The organism is Streptococcus mitis (genome assembly GCF_003942775.1).
GTDB lineage: Bacteria > Bacillota > Bacilli > Lactobacillales > Streptococcaceae > Streptococcus > Streptococcus mitis_CN.
Genome location: NZ_RJNX01000002.1, coordinates 223,864 through 246,301, shown reverse-complemented (window position 1 = coordinate 246,301; position 22,438 = coordinate 223,864). Strand labels below are relative to the sequence as shown.

Annotated in this window: 20 protein-coding genes; 1 reads left to right on the top strand and 19 read right to left on the bottom strand. The window is 39.4% G+C overall.

The window, feature by feature from the left end:
- Positions 1-130: 130 nt before the first annotated feature.
- From bglA to ruvB, 7 genes are all read right to left on the bottom strand, one after another.
- Positions 131-1,510 carry a 6-phospho-beta-glucosidase gene (bglA, locus tag D8848_RS03780; protein WP_125443328.1) on the bottom strand — a complete coding sequence of 460 codons (1,380 nt, stop codon included), beginning with the start codon at positions 1,508-1,510 and terminating at the stop codon, positions 131-133.
- Positions 1,511-1,608: 98 nt separating this feature from the next.
- On the bottom strand, positions 1,609-3,462 hold the full coding sequence (locus tag D8848_RS03775; RefSeq protein ID WP_084950755.1) for a proline--tRNA ligase: 1,854 nt from the start codon (positions 3,460-3,462) through the stop codon (positions 1,609-1,611).
- Positions 3,463-3,474: 12 nt separating this feature from the next.
- Entirely contained in the window at positions 3,475-4,734 is a 1,260-nt protein-coding gene (rseP, locus tag D8848_RS03770) for an RIP metalloprotease RseP (protein ID WP_125443327.1), read from the bottom strand.
- A 21-nt stretch (positions 4,735-4,755) separates the two neighbouring features.
- Complete coding sequence (locus D8848_RS03765) at positions 4,756-5,559, bottom strand: phosphatidate cytidylyltransferase (protein ID WP_125443326.1); 804 nt, start codon at positions 5,557-5,559, stop codon at positions 4,756-4,758.
- 8 nt (positions 5,560-5,567) lie between these two features.
- Entirely contained in the window at positions 5,568-6,326 is a 759-nt protein-coding gene (locus tag D8848_RS03760) for an isoprenyl transferase (RefSeq protein ID WP_125443325.1), read from the bottom strand.
- Between the two features lie 345 nt (positions 6,327-6,671).
- On the bottom strand, positions 6,672-7,244 hold the full coding sequence (locus tag D8848_RS03750; RefSeq protein ID WP_125443324.1) for a nucleotidyltransferase family protein: 573 nt from the start codon (positions 7,242-7,244) through the stop codon (positions 6,672-6,674).
- Entirely contained in the window at positions 7,225-8,223 is a 999-nt protein-coding gene (ruvB, locus tag D8848_RS03745) for a Holliday junction branch migration DNA helicase RuvB (protein WP_125443323.1), read from the bottom strand. The genes D8848_RS03750 and ruvB overlap by 20 nt, the downstream gene beginning before the upstream one ends.
- A gap of 133 nt (positions 8,224-8,356) precedes the next feature.
- Between ruvB and D8848_RS03740 the strand changes: the two genes are divergently transcribed.
- A complete protein-coding gene (locus D8848_RS03740; protein WP_125443367.1) occupies positions 8,357-8,431 on the top strand; it encodes a type I toxin-antitoxin system Fst family toxin in 75 nt (24 codons plus the stop codon).
- A gap of 579 nt (positions 8,432-9,010) precedes the next feature.
- Here D8848_RS03740 and D8848_RS03735 read toward each other — a convergent pair.
- The 12 genes from D8848_RS03735 to D8848_RS03675 all read right to left on the bottom strand — a co-directional run bounded on the left by D8848_RS03735 (position 9,011) and on the right by D8848_RS03675 (position 22,430).
- Positions 9,011-9,427 carry a GNAT family N-acetyltransferase gene (locus D8848_RS03735; protein ID WP_125450651.1) on the bottom strand — a complete coding sequence of 139 codons (417 nt, stop codon included), beginning with the start codon at positions 9,425-9,427 and terminating at the stop codon, positions 9,011-9,013.
- An 11-nt stretch (positions 9,428-9,438) separates the two neighbouring features.
- Positions 9,439-10,134: a GNAT family N-acetyltransferase gene (locus D8848_RS03730; protein WP_125450650.1), complete on the bottom strand. Its 696-nt coding sequence runs from the start codon at positions 10,132-10,134 to the stop codon at positions 9,439-9,441.
- A gap of 94 nt (positions 10,135-10,228) precedes the next feature.
- Positions 10,229-10,648 carry a DUF3021 domain-containing protein gene (locus D8848_RS03725; protein WP_020902698.1) on the bottom strand — a complete coding sequence of 140 codons (420 nt, stop codon included), beginning with the start codon at positions 10,646-10,648 and terminating at the stop codon, positions 10,229-10,231.
- Between the two features lie 9 nt (positions 10,649-10,657).
- Entirely contained in the window at positions 10,658-11,113 is a 456-nt protein-coding gene (locus tag D8848_RS03720; RefSeq protein WP_000701930.1) for a LytTR family DNA-binding domain-containing protein, read from the bottom strand.
- Between the two features lie 18 nt (positions 11,114-11,131).
- Positions 11,132-11,974 (bottom strand): ABC transporter permease, encoded by an 843-nt coding sequence (locus tag D8848_RS03715; protein ID WP_125450649.1) that lies wholly within the window; start codon positions 11,972-11,974, stop codon positions 11,132-11,134.
- The gene (locus D8848_RS03710) at positions 11,974-12,840 is read right to left on the bottom strand and encodes an ABC transporter ATP-binding protein (protein ID WP_125450648.1); all 867 of its coding nucleotides are present in this window, start codon (positions 12,838-12,840) and stop codon (positions 11,974-11,976) included. The genes D8848_RS03715 and D8848_RS03710 overlap by 1 nt, the downstream gene beginning before the upstream one ends.
- Positions 12,841-13,509: 669 nt before the next feature.
- Positions 13,510-14,742: an acyl-CoA thioesterase/BAAT N-terminal domain-containing protein gene (locus D8848_RS03700; RefSeq protein ID WP_125443321.1), complete on the bottom strand. Its 1,233-nt coding sequence runs from the start codon at positions 14,740-14,742 to the stop codon at positions 13,510-13,512.
- Between the two features lie 56 nt (positions 14,743-14,798).
- Positions 14,799-15,254: a MarR family winged helix-turn-helix transcriptional regulator gene (locus tag D8848_RS03695; protein WP_125443320.1), complete on the bottom strand. Its 456-nt coding sequence runs from the start codon at positions 15,252-15,254 to the stop codon at positions 14,799-14,801.
- Positions 15,255-15,346: 92 nt separating this feature from the next.
- A complete protein-coding gene (gene leuS, locus D8848_RS03690) occupies positions 15,347-17,848 on the bottom strand; it encodes a leucine--tRNA ligase (protein WP_125443319.1) in 2,502 nt (833 codons plus the stop codon).
- 350 nt (positions 17,849-18,198) lie between these two features.
- On the bottom strand, positions 18,199-19,287 hold the full coding sequence (locus tag D8848_RS03685; RefSeq protein ID WP_125443318.1) for a glycerol dehydrogenase: 1,089 nt from the start codon (positions 19,285-19,287) through the stop codon (positions 18,199-18,201).
- A gap of 17 nt (positions 19,288-19,304) precedes the next feature.
- On the bottom strand, positions 19,305-19,973 hold the full coding sequence (locus D8848_RS03680) for a fructose-6-phosphate aldolase (RefSeq protein ID WP_125443317.1): 669 nt from the start codon (positions 19,971-19,973) through the stop codon (positions 19,305-19,307).
- 18 nt (positions 19,974-19,991) lie between these two features.
- Positions 19,992-22,430, bottom strand: a complete 2,439-nt coding sequence (locus D8848_RS03675; RefSeq protein ID WP_125443316.1) for a glycyl radical protein — start codon at positions 22,428-22,430, stop codon at positions 19,992-19,994.
- Between the last annotated feature and the right edge of the window lie 8 nt (positions 22,431-22,438).

Below are 22,438 nucleotides of genomic sequence, written 5' to 3'. Positions count from 1 at the left end.
TTATAGAATCAGCAAAAACAGTATATACTTGTTTCTTTCACTTGTCAAGAGTTAAAATTGGTATAGTTCAAATTATGCTCCTGTAAGCAAAAAAACTCTGACCAATTAGGATAATCAGTCAGAGTCCTTTTTAAAATCCATTATTATCGCTTAATTCCTTGAACCAGTGCCCTGATTTCTTCAGACGACGTTCTTGCGTTTCCAAGTCTAATTCGACCAAGCCATAGCGATTTTTATAGCTATTGAGCCATGACCAGCAATCGATAAAGGTCCAAATCAAGTAGCCCTTACAATTGGCTCCGTCTTCAATGGCACGGTGAAGTTCGCGAAGATGACCTTTTACAAAGTCAATACGGTAATCATCTTGAATCATTCCATTCTCACGGAATTTTTCTTCCCCTTCAACACCCATACCATTCTCTGTCAACATCCACTCAATATTGCCATAATTTTCCTTGATATTTTGGGCAATGTCATAAATCCCTTGCTCATAAATCTCCCAGCCACGATGAGGATTGATTTTACGTCCAGGCATCACATAAGGCTCATAAAAATGTTCTGGTAAGAGTGGACTCTCTGGATGCTTCGCAAATCGAGGCGCCATAACACGCAAAGGTTGATAGTAGTTGACACCAAGGAAGTCCACCGTATTGTCACGAATGAGATCCAACTCCTCCTCTGTAGCATCAGGCAAGAGACCGTATTCATGTAAGATTTCTACCAACTCCTGTGGATAAGTACCCAAAACGGATGGATCTAAGAAAGATTGGGCCTGAAAGAGGTCCGCAATGCGAGCTGCCTTGACATCAGCAGGATGCTGGCTACGTGGATAAGCCGGTGTCAAGTTTAAGACAATCCCAATCTTGGAATCTGGCAAAAGTTCATGACAAGCCTTAACCACCCGACTGCTGGCCAATTGTGTATGATAAGCTACTTTAACGGCTGCCTCTGCATCCACCTTATGTGGATAATGGGCATCGTAAAAATATCCAAATTCTACTGGAACGATGGGCTCGTTAAAGGTAATCCATTGATCCACTAAATCTCCATAAGTCTCAAAACAAAAACGAGCATAGTCTTCATAGGCTGAAACAGTCGCCTTATTTTCCCAACCATCACCATCCTCTTGAAGGGCAAAAGGCAAATCAAAATGATAAAGATTGACTAACAGACGAATCCCCTTAGCCTTAATAGCCTCAAAGACCTTACGATAAAAATCCACACCTTGAGGGTTGACTTTTCCACAGCCTTGTGGAAAAATCCGTGACCACTGAATAGAAGTCCGAAAGGCCGTGTGACCAGTTTCTAACAGTAGCTCAATATCCTGTTCCCAATTTGCATAAAAGGTCGATGTCTTATCTGGACCAATCCCATTATAGTAACGATTTGGCTCCACTTGGTACCAGTAATCCCAGAGATTATCTCCCTTACCATCACCAGCTACACGCCCTTCTGTTTGTGGTCCAGAAGTGGAGGATCCCCAGACAAAATCCTTTGGAAATCTTAGCATACATTTACCTCTTTATCTAGTCATTTTTCCCATTATACAGAAAAAACAAGGTAAAAACTAGTTACATTTTTTCCTTGTTTTTCTTCTGATTATAGTTTTTATTTCTTGCTGAGGATTTCAAGCGTTTCAAGCACATTATCTGCATGAACTTCGATAGTGTCACCAGTCGCTTTAATCTTAACTTCTACGATACCATCAGCCGCTTTTTTACCAACGGTGATGCGGATTGGCAACCCAATCAAGTCACTATCGCTGAATTTAACACCGACACGTTCGTTACGGTCATCTGTCAAGACTTCGTAACCAGCTCCCATCAAGCTTGCTTCAAGTTTTTCTGTCAAGGCTTGCGCTTCATCATCCTTGACATTGACAGTTATCAAGTGCACATCAAATGGTGCCAACTCTTTAGGGAAGTTGATTCCCCAAGCGTAACGGTATTCACCTTTTGGCGTTTTGTTAACAAAGAGGCGAGCGTGTTGCTCCATCACTGCTGAAAGGAGACGGCTGACACCGATACCGTAACATCCCATGATAATTGGCACAGCGCGGCCATTTTCATCCAAAACATCTGCTCCCATGCTTGCTGAATAGCGAGTGCCGAGTTTGAAGATGTGACCAATTTCGATACCACGCGCAAAGTTAAGAACACCTTGTCCGTCTGGAGAAATTTCCCCCTCACGAACTTCACGGATATCCACATATTCTGCAGTAAAATCACGACCTGGGTTCACACCAGTCAAGTGGTAGCCATCTTCGTTAGCACCAACAACTGCATTGCGAACATCTTGCACCTTACGATCTGCAATAATTTTAATATTCTCTGGCAAACCAACTGGTCCAAGTGAACCGAACCCTGCTTGAACAAGATTCGCCACTTCTTCTTCGCTAGCAACGTCAAAGAAATCTGCTCCCAAATGGTTTTTCAACTTAACTTCGTTGAGTTGGTCATTTCCAACTAGAAGGGCCGCAACAAGTTCACCATCTGCCATGTAGAAGAGGGTTTTGATCGTTTGTTCTTCTGGAACATTGAGGAAGGCTGCAACTTCATCGATTGATTTAACATCTGGAGTTGCCACACGAGTCACTTCTTCTTCAGCGACAACACGGTTGCTTGGTTTGTACTCGTTTGTTGCCATTTCCAAGTTGGCCGCATAGCTAGATTCACTTGAGTAAGCAATGGTATCTTCACCAGAGACCATCCATTTGAGCAATTCTGCCTTGATTTCTTCTTGCACTTCTGCAGGAATCTCATCAAATGAAGCAACTGACTTGTCCAAGACGACCCAGCGGTCAAGGTCTGTACGAGCAGGTGTAATGGCCATAAATTCTTGGCTGTCCTTACCACCCATAGCTCCACCGTCACCAATAATTGCCTTGAAATCTAAACCACTACGAGTGAAAATACGCTCATAAGCAGCTTTGTACTCATCATAAACACTGTCCAAGCTATCATAGTTAGCGTGAAAGCTGTAAGCATCCTTCATGATGAACTCACGTGTACGAAGAAGTCCATTACGTGGGCGTTTTTCATCACGATACTTAGGTTGGATTTGGTAAAGGTTGAGTGGCAATTGCTTGTAAGACTTAACAGAATCACGGACAATAGCTGTAAAGGTTTCTTCGTGAGTTGGACCTAGGATAAAGTCTGATTTTTCACGATTTTTTAGTTTGTAAAGGTCTTCACCATAAGTTTCGTAACGACCTGATTCGCGCCACAATTCTGCACTGAGGAGGGCAGGAGCCAACATCTCAACGGCACCAATCTTATCAAATTCTTGGCGCATGATATTTTTAGCTTTTTCAATCACACGATTAGCAAGTGGTAGGTAAGAATAAACACCTGCAGATACTTGACGAACATAACCAGCTCGCAACATAAGAGCATGGCTGATAACTTGAGCATCGCTTGGCATTTCGCGAAGCGTTGGGATAGGCATTTTACTTTGTTTCATAATATTCCTCGATTATCTAAAAAAGAGTCGCATGATGTCATTCCAAGTCACAGCAATCATCAAGACAACCATGATGACCACTCCGGCCAAGGTGACATAGGTTTCAATTTCTTGTTTCAATGGTTTGCGGCGGATGGCTTCCAGGATATTGAGCACAATCTTACCACCATCCAGTGCTGGAATCGGAATAAGGTTAAAAATCCCGATATTGATGGAAATCATTGCCAAGAAGTACAAGACATTTTCAATTCCATTTTTAGCAGCATCACTACTTGCCTTAAAAATGGCAACGGGTCCACCTAGCTTGTTCAAATCCGGTTGGAAAATCAGATTTTTCAGAGCCGATAGAATTCGGAGAGCCGAGTCAGTTGCAGTTGTAAATCCACCTACAAACATGGATAGAAAGTCCGTCTTAATTCCCGGTTGAACACCTAGAAGGTAACGACCTTGACTTTCTTCCGGAGTAACAGTGACTTGTTTGTCACTCCCCTTTTCAGAAATAGTCACATCCAAGGTCGGGGCCGTCTTATCTTTGGTTTCTGATTCCACAGCCTGAATCAAGCTTTCCCAGTTGCTAACCTCATGTGAGCCAATCTTGGTAATTTGTGCCGTTTCTGGTACTCCCACCTTAGCCAAAGCCCCTTGGGGCATGACATGAAACTGGTTGGTAGCTACATCTCTGACACCACCCTGCATAAAGATTAAAATCCAAAAAACAACGACACCTAAGATAAAGTTGTTCATAGGACCTGCAAAGTTGGTAATCAGTTTTCCCCAGATAGTTGCATTTTGATATTGAACATCCAAGGGAGCAATCCGAACCTCAGTTCCATCTGCTTCTACAACTGTTGCATCGTGATCCACTGCAAATGTTTTTTCTTCTTCCAGAACCAATCCTTTGATAAAGAGCTTGTCTTCAAAATCAAACTGTGTCACCTGCATAGGGAGAGCTGTTTGATCTAATTTTTTACCTGAGAGATTGATGCGTTTAACTTTACCATCATCAGTAAGCGTCAAACTGACAGGAGTTCCTGTCTTGATTTCAGTTGTATCATCACCCCAACCGGCCATGCGAACGTAGCCTCCCAGAGGCAAGATGCGAATGGTATATGCAGTTCCATCCTTGCCAATATGAGCAAAGATCTTGGGTCCCATGCCAATGGCAAATTCACGCACTAGAATCCCTGATTTCTTGGCAAAGTAGAAGTGTCCGAACTCGTGCACCACTACAATAATCCCAAAAACCAGAATAAAGGTTAAAATTCCGAGCATAGTATTTCCTCCGTCTTTTGATTAAAAGAGTCCAAACAAGTGCATAATTGGAAATACAAGCAACATACTATCAAAACGATCCAAAACACCACCATGTCCAGGAATAAATTTCCCAGAATCCTTGACACCAAAGTGACGCTTGATCGAACTTTCTAATAAATCACCAAATTGTCCAGCAATGCTAAAGAAAATAGCAAAGACTGACATCTTGTAAATTCCATACGGAAGAGCAACTGTACTGTCAACTATCATAAAGATAATAGTTACTAAAATCGCACCTAAAATACCACCCAAGGCACCCTCAAAGGTTTTATTTGGAGAAACTGTCGGAGCTAACTTTCGTTTACCATAGTTCATCCCAACAAGATAGGCACCACTGTCTGTCGCCCAGACGATACACAAGGCTAATAGTGCCTTATCTAACCCTGCAATTCTAGCATCTAATAGAGCATTAAATCCAAAGCCTACATAGAAACTCATAGCAAGAGGGAAAACAGCGTCCTCAATCGTATAGGACCTGCTAAAAACAGTCGTTCCTAACATGATTGAAATCAACACACTATAAGCAACCACATTCCCATCAACTGGCAAAAAAGTCAGGTAATTCTCCAAGGGAATGGTCAAGGCAAAGGTTGCAAAGAGGGTTAAGAGACCCTCTATAGTCATGGTCTCTAGACCTCTCATCTTCAAAAGTTCATGCATGGCTAGCATGGCTATGATTCCAATTGCTATCTGCAGCAAGAGTCCCCCAATCATTAAAATTGGTAGGAAAATAGCCAGGGCAATCCCTGCAAACAAGGTTCTTTTCTGTAAATCCTGTGTCATATTTCCTCCTAAACTCCTCCAAATCGGCGATGACGACGATTGTAGGCAAGAATGGCTTCCTGCAAGGCTGCCTCGTCAAAATCAGGCCACAAGGTATCTGTAAAATAGAGCTCACTATAGGCTCCCTGCCATGGAAGAAAATTGCTCAAACGTAATTCTCCACTAGTACGGATAATCAAGTCTGGATCTCGTACATCCTTAGGCAAATGCTGAGTAAAGAGATAGTTACCAATCAATTCCTCTGTGATGTCACCTGGGTTGATTTTGGCATCTAACACATCCTGGGAAATCAACTTAAGAGCCTGTGTAATCTCAGCACGTCCACCATAGTTGAGGGCAAAATTAAGAATTAATCCTGTGTTGTTCTTAGTCAATTCTTCAGCTTTAGTTAGAGCTTCAAAGGTTTGCTTAGGCAGGCGGTCTGTTTCCCCAATCATTTGAATCTTAACATTATTCGCATGCAATTCCGGGACATAATTATCATAAAACTCTACTGGCAAGTTCATGATAAACTTGACTTCCTGATCTGGACGGGTCCAATTTTCCGTAGAAAAAGCATAAACTGTAATAACCTTAACGCCTAGTTTGTTGGCTGCCTTGGTCACAGTTTGCAATGCTTCCATGCCCGCCTTGTGTCCAAAAACTCGCGGTTGCATACGTTTTTTAGCCCAACGGCCATTGCCATCCATGATGATGCCGATATGAGCAGGAACCTGTGTCGGAACCTCTACTTCCACATCCTTATCTTTCTTAAAAAATCCAAACATGATCTTATTCCTATTCAAAAATCTATCGTTTCATTATACCATATTTCCCTATTTTCTTCTATCACTAAGCTATTTATACTCTTCGAAAATCAAATTCAAACCACGTCAGCTCTATCTGCAACCTCAAAACAGTGTTTTGAGCAACCTGCGGTTAGCTTCCTAGTTTGCTCTTTGATTTTCATTGAGTATTATTCTCAGGCACAAAGCCCATTTCCAAAAAAATAAGCCGCCTGATTGGGCGACTTTATTTTTTATAGGGAGATTATTATGAAAAAGTTTTAGGAGTTTAAGTTAAGGTCTTCTTAACTTATGGACTTAGTATACACTTCCTAGCTTAAAGTTTCCTTAAGGATTTTTAAAAATCAAATTTTTCCATTTTTCCTGCCAATTTTTCTTGGATAGACGTGTTTGATAAAGTTCCATTCGGTCTTCATTCTCTAAAAAATGAGGAGTTGGACGAACTTGAAAATTCAAAATATCCTCCAAACCATAAGGTGCATAGAGTTCAAAATCGGATTCTTCATTCAAGCGTAGTCCAACAGCCGTACACCGTTCTGGATACTTACTCATAGCATCACGGGAACTGGTATAGGGAGCAGTATAAGGGCTATGCTGATGCATATAGACCTGATTTTTCAACTCCCATTGGTACTGAGGAAAATCCTCTCGTAGCTTTTTCTCCAGTAATAAGGTTTCCTCATAAGAAATATCTGGATTAAAGAAAATCACATCTACATCTGTTTCACAGTCAAAAGGGGATTTATCTGACAAGAGATTCCAGATGAAATTCCTGACAGAACCTGCTGCCAACCAAGAATCTTTCAAACCAAGGTCTCGTATAATCGTCAGAATAGCCATCATATCTGGATTTTTTCTAAAAGCCTCTAGAATTTCTTGCTTATTTTTCATTGTATTCATAACCTAAGTGATCATATGCCTTAGCAGTCGCCACCCGTCCAGACCGTGTCCGCATGATAAAGCCTTTTTGAATCAAGTAGGGCTCATACATGTCTTCAACTGTCTCACGCTCTTCTGCTATGTTAACAGAAAGAGTTCCTAATCCGACAGGGCCACCACCGTACATCTCAATCATGGTGCGAAGGATTTTTTGATCCACATAGTCCAAACCTTCATGGTCAACATCCAGCATGGTCAGAGCCTTATCGGTAATAACATCATCGATAACCCCATTCCCCATTATCTGGGCAAAATCGCGCACGCGCTTGAGGAGACGATTGGCAATACGAGGGGTTCCTCGACTACGCAAGGCCAGCTCGGATGCTGCCTCATGAGTGATTTCCATCTCAAAAATATCTGCCGTCCGCTCAACAATTTCCGTCAAGTCAGCATGGGCATAATACTCCATGTGACCTGTAATTCCAAAACGTGCCCGTAGCGGATTTGAGAGCATACCAGCCCGAGTCGTCGCACCAATCAAAGTGAAAGGTGGCAACTCCAAATGAACACTGCGACTGCCTTCACCAGCCCCAATCATGATGTCAATGTAGAAGTCCTCCATGGCACTATAAAGCACCTCTTCCACAGACATGGGCAAGCGATGAATCTCATCAATAAAAAGGACATCCCCAGGCTCTAAGTCATTCAAAATCGCTACCAGATCACCGGCTTTTTCAATGACTGGACCCGAAGTCTGCTTGAGATTTACTCCCAATTCATTGGCAATAACAAAAGCCATGGTCGTTTTCCCCAGACCTGGAGGTCCAAATAAGAGGACATGATCCAGCGCTTCATCTCTCATTTTGGCAGCTTCGATAAAGATTTGGAGCTGGTCCTTGACCTTATCCTGTCCAATATATTCACGTAAGTACTGAGGACGGAGCGTGCGTTCTACCAACTCCTCATCCCCCATTATCTCATTATCTAAAATTCTACTCATGGCTCTATTATATCAAAAAACCAAGCCACAAACAAAAAAGCCACCCGATTGGGTGACTCCTGAGTTTAGCACTTATGTGGTATAATATTATACGGCACTGCTACACCGCCTACGAAAGGAGGTAAGATAGCCCATGATGGAATTAGTACTCAAAACTATCATCGGACCAATTGTGGTCGGTGTCATCCTTCGCTTAGTCGATAAATAGCTAAACAAAGATAGATAGTGTCAAAAAAGACCCTAAGCTTAATATGGAAGTTAGCTTGGGGTCTTTTCTAGCCTATGATATAGAACTAGTACTCAATTCCTTTTTATTATCCCACAGTTCAAAAATTTTGTCAAAGGTTTATATCCTCGGCTTTTCAAGTTTTAACCGCTGTACAACAATATGATGACTCACTCCTTGACAACCAAGAACATTATTACAGTAGTTCTAGTCCTTCAATTAACAGTCACTTACATTCAAAGTGAGGTTGAAGTAGCTGAAGTGACAACAGACCTATTTCTTAGTCATATTCGCTAAAAAATCCCCGACAAAATCTCAAAAAGTCCCCGCCAATTCCCCGACCAAAATCCGAAAAATATCGAAAAATATCGAAAAATGATTTTTAGAATAGTCCCCAAAAGCCTGAAATAGAGCCAAAAAACTCCACCTGATTGGGTGGAGTTAAGGGAGATTATGATGAAAAAAGTTTTAGGATTTCATTAAATAAAGTTAGAGGTCTTTATTTAATGACTATATGATACTAGACCATCCTTAAACTTTGCTTAATAAAAATAAGTTTTGTTATTTTTCTCGATTCAACCAAGTCATTCCTATACAATTATAAGTGGATAAGATTTCAAAGCCCATAGAACGATAGAATTCCAAGGTTCTTTCTGTCTGTTCTGTCACCAGCTGGACTTGATAGGCATCTTTGTAATCCTCTAAAGCCTCTTTCATCAAAGCACTACCTATCCCTTGACGCTGATAGATTGGTAAAACAATTAAATCCTGAACCAATACTGATGAGAATCCATCTCCAACCAAACGAATCAGGCCCACCACAGCATCGCCATCAAGTGCCACATAAATCGCTAATGAATGAGATAAGGCCTGCTCCAGCATCTCTGGTTGATGGGTATAATTTGTCCAACCGACAGCCTGATAGAGATGCAAAACATCCTCTAGCTTGACAATTTCTTGCTTTTTAATAGTAATCATCTCAACACCTCTTAGAATTCTCTCAAACTCTTGTATTGTTGCCCATTTTTATCAAAGTTTTCAGGAGCCAACCATGTTTCCAAACGATCTTTGACTTTGGGCCAGTCCTTATCAATCATAGACAACCAATCCGTATCCCTCGTACGTTCCTTATAAACCACTGCCTGACGGAAGGTTCCTTCGTAGACAAATCCCAAACGCTCCGCAGCTCGTCTTGATGGCAGGTTAAGAGCATCGCATTTCCACTCATAGCGACGATAGTTCAGCTCCTCAAAGACATAGCAAGCTAAGAGATACTGGGCTTCGGTTCCTATCCGTGTCCCCCTGAGCTCTGGAGAAAAAGTGACAGCTCCCACTTCTATTACTCGGTTATTCTGGTCAATGCGCATGAGAGAAAAAGTTCCCAAGGCCTTACCAGTTGCCTTGTCTATGATTGCATAGTAAAAACGGTCCTTACGAGCCAACATCTGATTTAAAAGGCTAACCAACTCCTCCATATCTGCTACTGGCTCCTGAAAAAGGTAGGTCCACATCTCCCGAGGAGTATCCAGGCCATAAACAGCTAGCAAATCCTCCGCATGTTTTTCTACCGAGAGAGCCTCTATCCGAGCATAACGCCCTTCTAAGAAATCAATAGAAGGCAATTCACCTGGTGTATAACCTTCCATTGACTCCCCAACCATTTGACCATATTCGTTTACTGGCATCTTTCTTCTCCTTGTTTTACGCTGAAAATACTATATCACAAATTGTTCTCTTTGGAAACTGGCACTGTCTTCAAACTTCATCCTCAACACTATATTAGTGACCCGTTTTCTGTCTTTTATCCTCTAAGGCTTGATTAATTCGTTGGGTGAGTTTGTGATTTTTCCAGATTTGATACAACCATATCAATCCATAAATTAACAAGAAAAAGAACCAAAGCAAGGGACTCCACAAGGCTGAACCCCAGCCCAAAAATAGAGAGGTCAATACTAAAATAGTAGCTGTCACTAATAAATGAACTCCTACACGTATACTAAAAGCAAGAAACTCTAGCTTTTCAAGTATTAAAGTCAATACCCCCATAATTCCACCCATTAAAAACAGAGCTAGAATATTTTTTATCATTGGTTCAGGATAGGTAATACCTGGATAACACTGAGCTAATAACATCATACTCAAATAAAAGAAGGAAGCCGTACGCATTCCCGATACAAAATAATCAATTAATCGTTTCATGATTTTCTCCTATAAACCTAGATAATTCATTAAGGACTTAACGTATTTCCGACTCACACTAGATTTGATGCCCCGAGTCATTTTAGCCATCATGTTCCCTGAAAAACTATCTGATAACGATTCTAAGTGGTCAATGTTTATAATTGAATGGCGTGATATCTGTATAAAGTTCCGTCGGTTAATCCTATTCTGAAAGTTTGTCAATGTTTCCTTAGTTTTATAAATCCCGTCTACCGTATAAATGGTCAACAAGTTCTTATCGATATCTGCTAAAATAAGATCCTCAATTTTCACCATAACCAGATGATCATCCGTTCGAATAGGAATGACCACCTGATTGGTTGTTGAAAATTGTTCTAAATACTCCATGACTTCCCTCGCTTGGTCGGTTAACTGAGCTGCCTGAATTACAATATGTGGGTCCTTTTCTGAAAACTCTGCCTTCATTTCAAAACGAATCTTCATTTTCTCTCCAATATACTTTTATTTTCTCTTGCTAAACACTTTAACAAATAAAATCCAAAGAAAAATAGCGACAAGACTGATAATAACCACTATAAAGTATGTCTCTTCCTTTGTCAATAGTTCTTGCCAGTTGATTTGGATTCCCATTTTTTCTTGAAATTCCTTTAACAATCTGCTATTTCCTGTAAATGCAGTTTCTAACCGCTCTTTCATTAAAATTTGTCGATAGAGAGAAGCAATATAAGTTGCAGGGGTACACTTCATGATAATTTGTGCAAAATCAGGTAATACTCCAATGGGGATATAAGTTCCTACCAAAAATCCAGAAGCAGTCCCCACTATAGTTGCCAGTTTGCCAAGACTATCTACAGATTGAAAACGGTAAATCAAAAGAATATTTACCACACTTGAAAGCAGACTGCTTAACAGCATAATCAAAGTAATTTCCGGTAAATAACTGATAACTGGACTCTCTTTAAAATAAAGGCTCATAACAGCAAACATAAACACCTGCATGACAAAAGAGATGGCAATACTACTGATTAGATAGGACACCTGTAAACCCCAGCTACCTAAATCTGTCAAGAAGAGATCTTGATCCACTTGATTTTCACGATCCTGTACCATTTGTGTAAGAGCCGTAAAACTGGTTGTAATCCCAGTCACAGCCAAGGTCCCACCCATCAGCCAGTTATTTAAAAGCTTCGTATTATCAGGGAGTTGGGTCCAAGCATCCGTCAAGTTCTTCTGCAAAAAAATGATATAAAGCAGGAAGGAAATCAATGCCCCCAATAATGAGAAAAATACTCCTGAACGATTACGAAAATATAAGATAAAATTCCGTTTCAATAAAGCTAACATTAGCGAACCTCTCTTCCTGTAAGTGCAATAAAGGCATCATCCATAGTGCCCGGACGAAACTCAAAAGAATCAATTTCTTCTCGAACTTTTGCCAAATATTCAATGGCTTCCTGTGACGTCCTTGGATAAAAAAGATATTCCAACTCATTTTCTTCCTCTACTGTCATTCCAGTCTGTAACAACTTTTCTAAATCCTTCATTTCTTTAAAACGAATTTTTAGGATATTAGAAGCATACTGACTTTTAATAGCAGTCGCAGAACCTTGCGCAATCACTTTCCCATGATCAACAATATAGATCCGATCCGCTTCATCCGCTTCATCCAGATAATGAGTCGTTAAGATAATAGTCATACCTTCATCCTTTTGTAGCCGATACAGTAGCTCCCAGATGGATTTGCGAGTCTGAATATCAAGACCTGTCGTTGGTTCATCCAAGAAAAGAATATCTGGTCGCGAAAGAAGAGCACGCGCAATATCAACCCGACGTTTTTGCCCACCTGATAAAGTCCCATATAGTTGTTTCTGGAAAGCAGTCAAGCCCAGTTGATGGATCAAATCATCCACACGACTTGCTGCAATCTCCTTATACTGTTGAGCACGAATCGTGAGATTTTCCCTAACCGTCAACATCTCATCCAGTACACTAGCTTGAAAAACAACTCCGATTTTCGTATTTGGCGCATAGCGAATCTGACCTTGTGTCGGCTTTTTCAAACCGATTAACATGGAAATGGTGGTTGATTTTCCTGCACCATTGGGACCCAAAATAGCATTAAAACTCCCTTTTTCAAACTCTAACTGAATATCGTCAACAGCCATATGATTGCCGTACCATTTAGTCAAATGTTTAGCTTGTAAAATCATATTTAGTTCCTCCTCTTTACCCCACCAGTTTAACAAAAAGTATGAAAGAAAAATCGACTTTTGAGATAAGTGGTTAAAATGAGAGGTTAAGTGGTGAGATGATTAGGGTTAAGTTAAAGTAGAGAAGGCTACAGCCATTTTTCTCCTGCCGAATTGCTAAATGAAGCTTAAAAACACTTACAACAACACATTATATTTTTAAATATGCGCTATAAAAGAGATGTTTTACTGCATCTGACCGAAAAATTCAAGAACCGGTAGTATTATTCTCGCCAAATCAAACAATAAAAAATTAACTAGAAATCATGACACACAATTCCTTCTATCAAAATGAAATTGCTGAATATGATATGATTGAATTGGAAGCAAGTAAGTATTTCCCTAAATTTGAAACTTCCATTAGCCAAATTTTTGACGACAAGTAGATCTATTAGGAAATAATACATGGAAAAAATTTTCAATACAAGCAAAAAACAGCTCTTTTTATCCGAGAAGAGCTGTTCTATTTTATGAAAGAGAAAGTCACTAGTAACTCTTATGCTTCTCTCTATTTTTTACTGTTTGTATTCAAATTTCTCTTGTTTTAGTGTTTGCTTTTGTAGACTGGACTACCAACCAGAACTGTGTTTTTATCTTAGTTAGGACTATTATAGTACGGTTCAGCACTATCTACAAATTCTTCAGATGTGTATCAAAAAAATTTATCGTAACAAGCCAAGAGTCTACACTTTCTTTCATTAATAAGCACCAATCTTTTCGATAACGATGATTCGGTTGATAAGCAACCGTCAACATATGCCCTGTTTCATGGTATTTTTTAAACAAAATGGATTCCCCTTTATAATGTGAAATGATATCATCTATCGCGGATGATGCATTCCATATTTCATCAACATCGCTTCCTAGTAATAATAAAGGGGAGGAAATTTTACTCACATCAATCTGAGCCCTACTATCTTCAGGAATATGTTTTCCAAAAAACTTGTTTAACAAATAATCTCCTAACTGGAATTTTTGATAAGGAAGTTCCTTTTGTAAATATGTCCAAGAAGATGAATGAGAATTAAGTTTTCCCTTTATTCCCTCAAATATTACATTTGAGGGAGAATTGAGTACTAAACATTGCACATCATCCAAAATACTTTGTCCAGCCAGAACAAGCTCTGCTCCTTTAGAGCGACCATATATTCCTATTTTTGTATTATCAACTTGAGGATGATGATATAGAAAATCTTTCGCTTCCTCCAGACATTCTATTGGAATTCGCTCTAAATTTTGGGGTAATCCCTCTAAACCAAAATAAGCTATTGCAAGACAAATATAGCCTCTAGAAGATAAAAGTTGGGCAATATTCTGAGCTTTTTCAATTCTTCCCTCACTACCGCTAACAATAATCACGGCTGGCGCCCTTCTTAACTTTTCATCATAAAATAATCGACCTTGAAAATGCTTGTCATAGATATCTTGATATCTTACTCCCAGATTCATATAACGCCTTACAAAACTTTGCTCCGCGACCATATCTTTCCCCAGCCTGATTTTAATTTCAACACCAAAACAATCTCGTAATGGAATTCTATCAAGAGAACTCGGTAATCTCCTTTTCCTATTCTTCAACGGTTTCGCATTAAAGAATAATCCCATTTCTGAAACTCCTTTATAAGATCCCGAAATAGATGCTGTCTGAGAGGTATCAATCATACCGTCCTGATCAGATAAAAAAATTGCGGTTGATTTCCATATAACATCATGATCTAAAAGCAAGGGAGCATTTATACAGTAATAATCAGACAGGTACATTTCTACACAATACATTGCCCTTGGTTCTAAACCATTAATAGCAATATAAAAAGATTCATCCGCTAAATCTGTTTGTGAAATCAGTTCTATGTTTACAGTCATATCTTCTCCTTTTTGTTAATTCACTTAACAATTATATTTGAAATTTACCGTGACTTTTACCACGGTAATTCTATCCACACCTTTTCAATATCATCCATCAATTTCACAACTGTTTTAAGTTCCACCTCGCTATAGTTGTTTAAAACTGAAAAGATTGATTTTTCAATATATGCTTGTTGCTCCTTATGGATTTTAAAAATTTCGATGCCTTTTTCAGATAATCTCAAATATTTATTTTTCCCATTATTCGGATCAAAATCAAAAACAACTAAATTTTTTTGAATCAATCTCCTAACACTTTGAGTTATTGCACTTCTTGAAACTTCTAATAATTCAGATAATTTTACTAGATTTAAGGGCTGATTTTCCCCAATCACAACAATCAAATGTACCTCATTCAACGTAATGGATTTGTCAACACCCCTTTTATGTTGATTTTTTTTTAACTCTTCAAACGCTAAAATAAACCTATTGAAACGATTATTAAATGCAATAAATTCTTTTTTATCCATAATCTCTCTTTCTTTTGTTAATTATATTAACAAAATAGAAACTTCCTGTCAAATAAAAAATCCCCCAGATTCTACTCTGAAGGATTCCTATCTTATTTCACAACAATATTAACCAATTTATTCGGTACCCCAATCACTTTCACGATGTCCTTACCATCAATTTCTGCTTTGACTTTTTCATCAGCGAGAGCAATTTCTTGCAATTCTTCGCGTGATAGATCTTTAGCAACCATGAGTTTGGCACGAACTTTTCCTTTGATTTGGACAACGATTTCGATTTCGTCTTCAACTAATTTGCTTTCATCCCAAGTTGGCCAAGCTACATAAGAGATAGATTCGCCAGTTGCTGCAACAGTTTGCCAGAGTTCTTCTGCCAAGTGAGGTGCAAATGGTGCAATCAACTGAACGAAGCCTTTGGCGTAGTCTACATAAAGTTTGTCTTCCTTGTTAGCCGCGTTGACAAAGACCATAAGTTGGGCAATGGCTGTATTGAATTTCAATGATTCAATTTGTTCTGTGACAGCTTTGACAGTTTCATTGTAAACTTTTTCCAAAGCTCCGCTATTTTCCGCAACAATTTCCTTGCTTGTAATCAAACGGTAAACACGGTCAAGGAACTTACGGCTTCCTTCCAGACCTTCTTCAGACCAAGCAATCGAAGCATCAAGTGGTCCCATAAACATTTCATAGACACGAAGGGTATCGGCACCGTATTGTTCCACAACATCATCTGGGTTAACAACGTTCTTGAGCGATTTAGACATCTTGGCTGGCGCTTGCTCCAACTCCTCTCCTGTTTCCACATGGAAGAAAGAACCGTCACGTTTTTCAACCTTGTCGGTTGCCACAAGAGCCCCACGGTGGTCACGGTAGCTGGTTCCCAAAATCATCCCTTGATTAAAGAGTTTTTGGAATGGTTCCTTAGTTGGAACAACACCGAGGTCATAGAGGAATTTATGCCAGAAACGAGCGTAGAGCAAGTGAAGTACAGCATGCTCTGCACCACCCACGTAGATATCTACTGGCAACCATTGTTTGAGAAGATCCTCATCAGCCAATTTCTCAGTATTGTGTGGATCAATATAGCGGAGGTAGTACCAGCTTGAACCAGCCCACTGTGGCATAGTGTTGGTTTCACGACGACCTTTAACACCATCTTCACGAGTCACTTCAAGCCAGTCTGTCAAGTTAGCTAGTGGACTTTCCCCAGTACCTGAAGGACGGATGTCCTTGGTTACAGGCAAGACCAGTGGCAATTCACTTTCAGGAACAGCTGTTGAAGTTCCATCTTCCCAATGAATGATAGGAATTGGCTCACCCCAGTAACGTTGACGGCTAAAGAGCCAGTCGCGGAGACGGTAGGTAACCTTCTCTTGACCACAGCCTTTTTCTTCCAACCAAGCCACAATCTTGGCAATAGCGTCTTCTTTGTTCAATCCATCTAGGAAGTCTGAATTAACGTGAAGGCCATCTTCTGTGTAGGCAGCTTCTTCAACGTTTCCACCGTCAAGTACTTCTACGATTGGAAGGTCAAATTGTTTGGCAAATTCCCAGTCACGTTGGTCGTGGGCAGGCACAGCCATGACCGCACCTGTACCATAGCTAGCAAGGACGTAGTCTGCAATCCAGATTGGAATTTCCTTACCATTGACAGGGTTGACGGCATAAGCACCAGTCCAAACCCCTGTTTTTTCTTTGGCAAGGTCTGTACGAGCCAAGTCAGACTTGAGGCTAGCTTGGTGTTTGTAGTCTGCTACTGCTTCTGCTTGCTCTGAACTTGTGATAGCGTCTACTAATTCATGTTCAGGAGCCAAAACAGTGAAAGTCGCACCGAAAAGGGTGTCAGGACGAGTAGTAAAGACAGTGAATTCCTTATCAGTTCCCTTAACCTTGAAGGTTACATTAGCACCAGTTGATTTACCAATCCAGTTGCGCTGCATGTCCTTGATAGACTCTGGCCAATCAAGTTCATCTAAGTCATTAAGCAAACGCTCCGCATAGGCCGTGATTTTGAGCATCCATTGGCGCATTGGCTTGCGGACAACTGGATAGCCTCCACGCTCAGAAGTTCCGTCAGGAAGCACTTCTTCATTAGCGATAGCTGTTCCGAGTTCCTCAACCCAGTTTACTGGCACTTCCGCTTCATAGGCCAAGCCTTTTTCGTAAAGCTTGGTGAAAATCCATTGCGTCCACTTGTAGTAGTTTGGATCTGTTGTGTTGACTTCACGATTCCAGTCATAAGAAAATCCAAGCGCATTGATTTGTCGTTTGAAGTTGGCAATATTTTCCGCTGTAAATTCTGCTGGGTCATTACCAGTATCCATAGCGTACTGCTCTGCAGGCAGACCAAAGGCATCCCACCCCATTGGGTGAAGGACATTGTAGCCTTGCGCACGTTTGTAACGACTGAGGATATCGGTTGCTGTGTAACCTTCTGGGTGTCCTACGTGCAGACCAGCTCCAGACGGATAAGGGAACATATCAAGAGCATAAAACTTCGGTTTTGATGCATCTGTTCCTGTCTTAAATGTATGATGTTCTGCCCAGTAGCCCTGCCACTTAGGCTCAATTTCTTTATGATTGTAAAAACTCATGGTCTCTCTCCAATTTTGTGATGTTACTATTATACCATTTTTGAGGGAATTTGAAATGTGTTAAAAGAAAAAACTGTATACTGTATTTCATTAATTTTGATGGCTCTGAATTGCTCTATCACCCACTTTTTTATCTTATTGTTATGCGAGAAACCAAAGAGCAAAACAAGAAGCTTATCTCTTATAATACAAAATACTAATTTTAGACCGAAGATACGACTGGAATGCTAATGAATGTATTTATAATAAATAGACGACAACCTATGTCACTTTTTGATTTATGAAGAACGTCGAATTCAATACGAGGATCAATAAAAGACTACCATTTGGAAAACAGTAGTCCTTATTGTTTATTTTGAATTTACATAGGCGTCTACAGCGATGATAGCTTGAGCAACATCTGAAGGCGAAATCTTAAACGGCATCTGATGGATTGTCTCACCCTCCATAGTTGCTTGTTTACCAACTTTTATTAAATCATCATATCCAACTTGATCTAAATGCATTTCTTTTAGAGTTGTTGGCATACCAATTTTTTTGTAAAACTCAATATACTTATCAAGTTCTTCTTTAGGTCTATTTTCCAATAATAGTTGTACCAAAGTTCCATAAGCTACTTTTTCACCATGTGTTAAATGATGAATGTCACCTGTCAATGCAGTAAAACCATTATGAATCGCATGCGCCGCAGCTAATCCTCCACTTTCAAAACCTAGGCCACTCAATAAAGTATTAGCTTCAACAATATTTTCTAATGCTGGTGTCACCACTTTAGCTTCACAAGCTGCCATAGCCTGTAAACCATCTGCAAACAGCGTTTCTTCACATTTCTTCGCAATTGCAACTCCAGCCAACGTTTGTTGTTGTCCTAACATAGTTTTTCCATTTGCCTGCATAACCGCACGCGCCTCAACCCAAGTTGCTAAACCATCTGCAATACCAGACGCTAATAAACGCTTAGGAGCTTGTGAAATAACTTTTGTATCAACCAAAACTAAATCTGGATTTTTAGAATAAAATAGATAATGATCAAATGCACCTTCATCTGTATAAATAACAGATAAAGCAGATACAGGTGCGTCTGTCGATGCAATTGTTGGAGCAATAATAACAGGTTTTTCAATCAAATCTGCAATAGCTTTTGCACTATCAATCGTCTTTCCACCACCAAGCCCGATAATACTATCACAATTTTCTTTCTCAGCCAAGGCAACAACTCGATTGATTTCATTGTCAGAAGCTTCACCATTAAACTGGGCTAGAACAATATGGAAACCATACCGATGTAGGTAATCTTCAAATCGTTTTCCAATAATATCATAAACCAACTGATCGCATAATAGAATAGGACGATTCCCCAAATCCAATATTGATTTGGCATTTTCGAACAAGGCATTTTCCCCTTGAATATATCTAGAAGGGCTAGCAAAAATTCTCATATGTATTTCCTCTCTATCTAAATGGAACGACCATTTTGAATAACAAACCAATCGTCAGAAAAATCATCAACCGCCTTTTGGATAGATGGCATGGCGAAAGCTGATTCAAAAACATCTGCTCCTGCTGTAACAGCATGCGCACCTGCAGCTAAAGCATTATTTACTTGTGCTACATTTTTAAAGGATGCAGCTAAAATCTTACTAGGAGAGTTCTGTCTATCAATAGCAAGAGCTAATTGACGAATGACAGAATTTGAATCAATGTTCAGATTTTCCATTCTATTATAATATGGAGCTAGGTAATCCGCTCCTGCTTCGATAGCTAATAATCCCTGAATAACTGTATAAATAGCTGTTGCAGTGATATGGTAACCCTCTTTTTTTAGCACCTTTATTGCACGTAATCCAGCTGGAGTAACAGGTACTTTGATAAATGTATCATCTCCTGCTTGTCTCCGAATTTCATGGGCATCTTTTAAGATACCTTCAAAATCTTGAGAAATCACCTGAACATGAATAGAGGGTGTAGAGCCAATCAATTCTCTTACATCTTTGATTCGTTCAAAAAAATTAATCGAACCCTCTCTTTTTGCAATAGTGGGATTTGAAGTTACCCCAGCTAGTGGTAAAATTTCAGACCACTTTTTAATCTCATCTAAATTTAATGTGTCAAGCATAAATTCCATAAAAAGAACCTCTTTATTTTACAAAGTATGCTCAGTACGTCCTATAATATCATCTTGGGTTGCCTTAGAAAGAACATTGAAGAATGCAGAGTATCCTGCAACACGAACAATTAAATCTCTGTGTTTTTCAGGATGTTTCTGAGCGTCAATCAAGGTCTCTCTGGAAACAACATTGTATTGAATATGGTACCCATGTAAACGATTAAAGAATGTTCGTAACAAAGCAATTAGTTTTAATTTATCTTCTTCTTTGGCTAACGTTTGAGGATTTACTTTCTGATTTAAGAGAACCCCACCTACAATTTCATCTGTTGGTAATTTTGAAACAGATTTTAAAACAGATGTAGGACCGTGTTGATCCATATTATGTGATGGTGAACAACCCTCTGCTAACGGTGTACCCGCGTTGCGTCCATCTGGAGTTGCTAATGTTCCTCTTCCCTGTCCTACGTTGGCTGAGATAGAAGATGTTCCTGAATAACGAATTCCGCCAATAGGTCCTCTTCCATAACGTGTATTAGGATATTTAGCAATTTCATCAACATAAATATCATAAGCAGCAGTAACTAATTTATCAGCATAATCATCATCATTACCGTACTTAGGTGCATCATGAATCAACATTTCTTGAATGACCTTACCTTCTTCTCCAGCATAATCTGTTTCCAGTGCATGCCAAAGCTGACTTGGGCTTATACGTTCTTCCTCAAATACCAATTTTTTAATTGCAGCTAATGAATCCGACAAATTTGCAATTCCAACTTGCAAACCTGATATATAGTCATATACTGCTCCACCTTCTTTAAGATGTTTTCCACGACCAATACAATCATCAGTCAATGCTGAACATAGAATATCAGGAACTTCTCGTTCCAATGATAAATCAATAGAATTTTCAACAATAACACTCATTCGTGTCAAATATCTTAGTGTTTTATCCCAAGCATTTTCTAATTCAGAAAAGTTCTTCATATCCTTAAAATGACCAAAGCTTGGTGCAAACCGTTTACCCGAAGCCGGATCAATTCCATCATTCATCGTGATAAGTAGAACCTTAGGGAAGTTCATATAACTCATACCTGTGCAACGATATCCCCATTTTCCTGGAACTGCCGTTTCAACACATCCAATGGCACTGTAGTCATAAGCATCATCTTCCATTACTCCTTTTGCAATAAAAGAAGGAATAATAATCTCATCATTATTAAATGCAGGCATACCAAAACCAAGTTTCATCACCTCAATACACTCATTCATGAAACGAGCATCTAAACCTGCATGGTAACGTACAGTTAGATTAGGTTGCGGTAGATGAGTTTGTGCAACTGATTTTAATACCAAATAAGATAATGGGTTAACAGCATCCTTCTTATCTCGAGTCTGTCCACCAATTGTAACATTTTGATATAAAGGACTTCCTGCTGAAGAAAATGTATGTGCTTGACTGCGAACCTTATTAATTGTAATTGTCTTAATCCAAAGATTTGTCAGACGTTCAACAATGCTATCTTCTGTTTCTTTACCACTTTCTAAATCAGCCTTCATATATGGATACATATATTGATCAAAACGGCCGTATGAAAGAGAGTGACCATTAGATTCAATTTGTAAAATACATTGAATAAACCAGACTGATTGAATAGCTTCTGCAAAAGTAGTTGCCGGTTCATATGGGACTCGAGAGCAAATATCTGCAATCTCAAGTAATTCTTTCTTACGTTTAGGATTTGCATTTTCGGCTAAACTTTTAGCAAGAGCAACAAAGCGATTTGCATATACTTTAATAGCATCGATTACGATAAATATAGAGTCATAAAAATGATATTTATCAATACTTGCTGGATCTGTTAAATCTAGAGCTGCTTTCGCTTTACGAGCCCGCTCTTCAAAACCTCTTAAACCAAATTGCAACAGCTTCTGATAGTTAACTGCTAAGTGAGCATCTCCAGAATTCATCTTACCTTCCATACCGAAGAATCCTGTTTCCATATAAACAGACACTTCTTCAGGTAACAAGGCACCAGCTCTAGCACGTAAATTATTATTTTCCCAAAACGGAGCAATACTTCTAAGTTGTTCTTTTGTTTCTTCAGTAATATAGAAAACATCTCCATCACGCTTTTCAAAAAGATCCAACTCATTGAGAACAAATTCTAGCGTATATTCTGGAAAAATAGGAGCATCTTTATTGGAAGAAGCTTGATTTCCCGCAATCATAGATTCTTCTTCGATATAGATAGTCATATTTTCCAAAATTTCTTTCAGCATATAGGCGCGTTTTAGGACATTAGGTTGTTCCTTATATCGATCATAAGCGCGTGTTGCTAGAACCGCTCTCTCAGCATCAATATAAGGTTTTTTATTTAAAACATCTTCTCGATATTTGTTCATCCTTTCAGTAAGGCTACCAAAATATTCTGTCTTGATTGTCGTTCTTGCTACTTCTTTATTTACCATAATAAGCA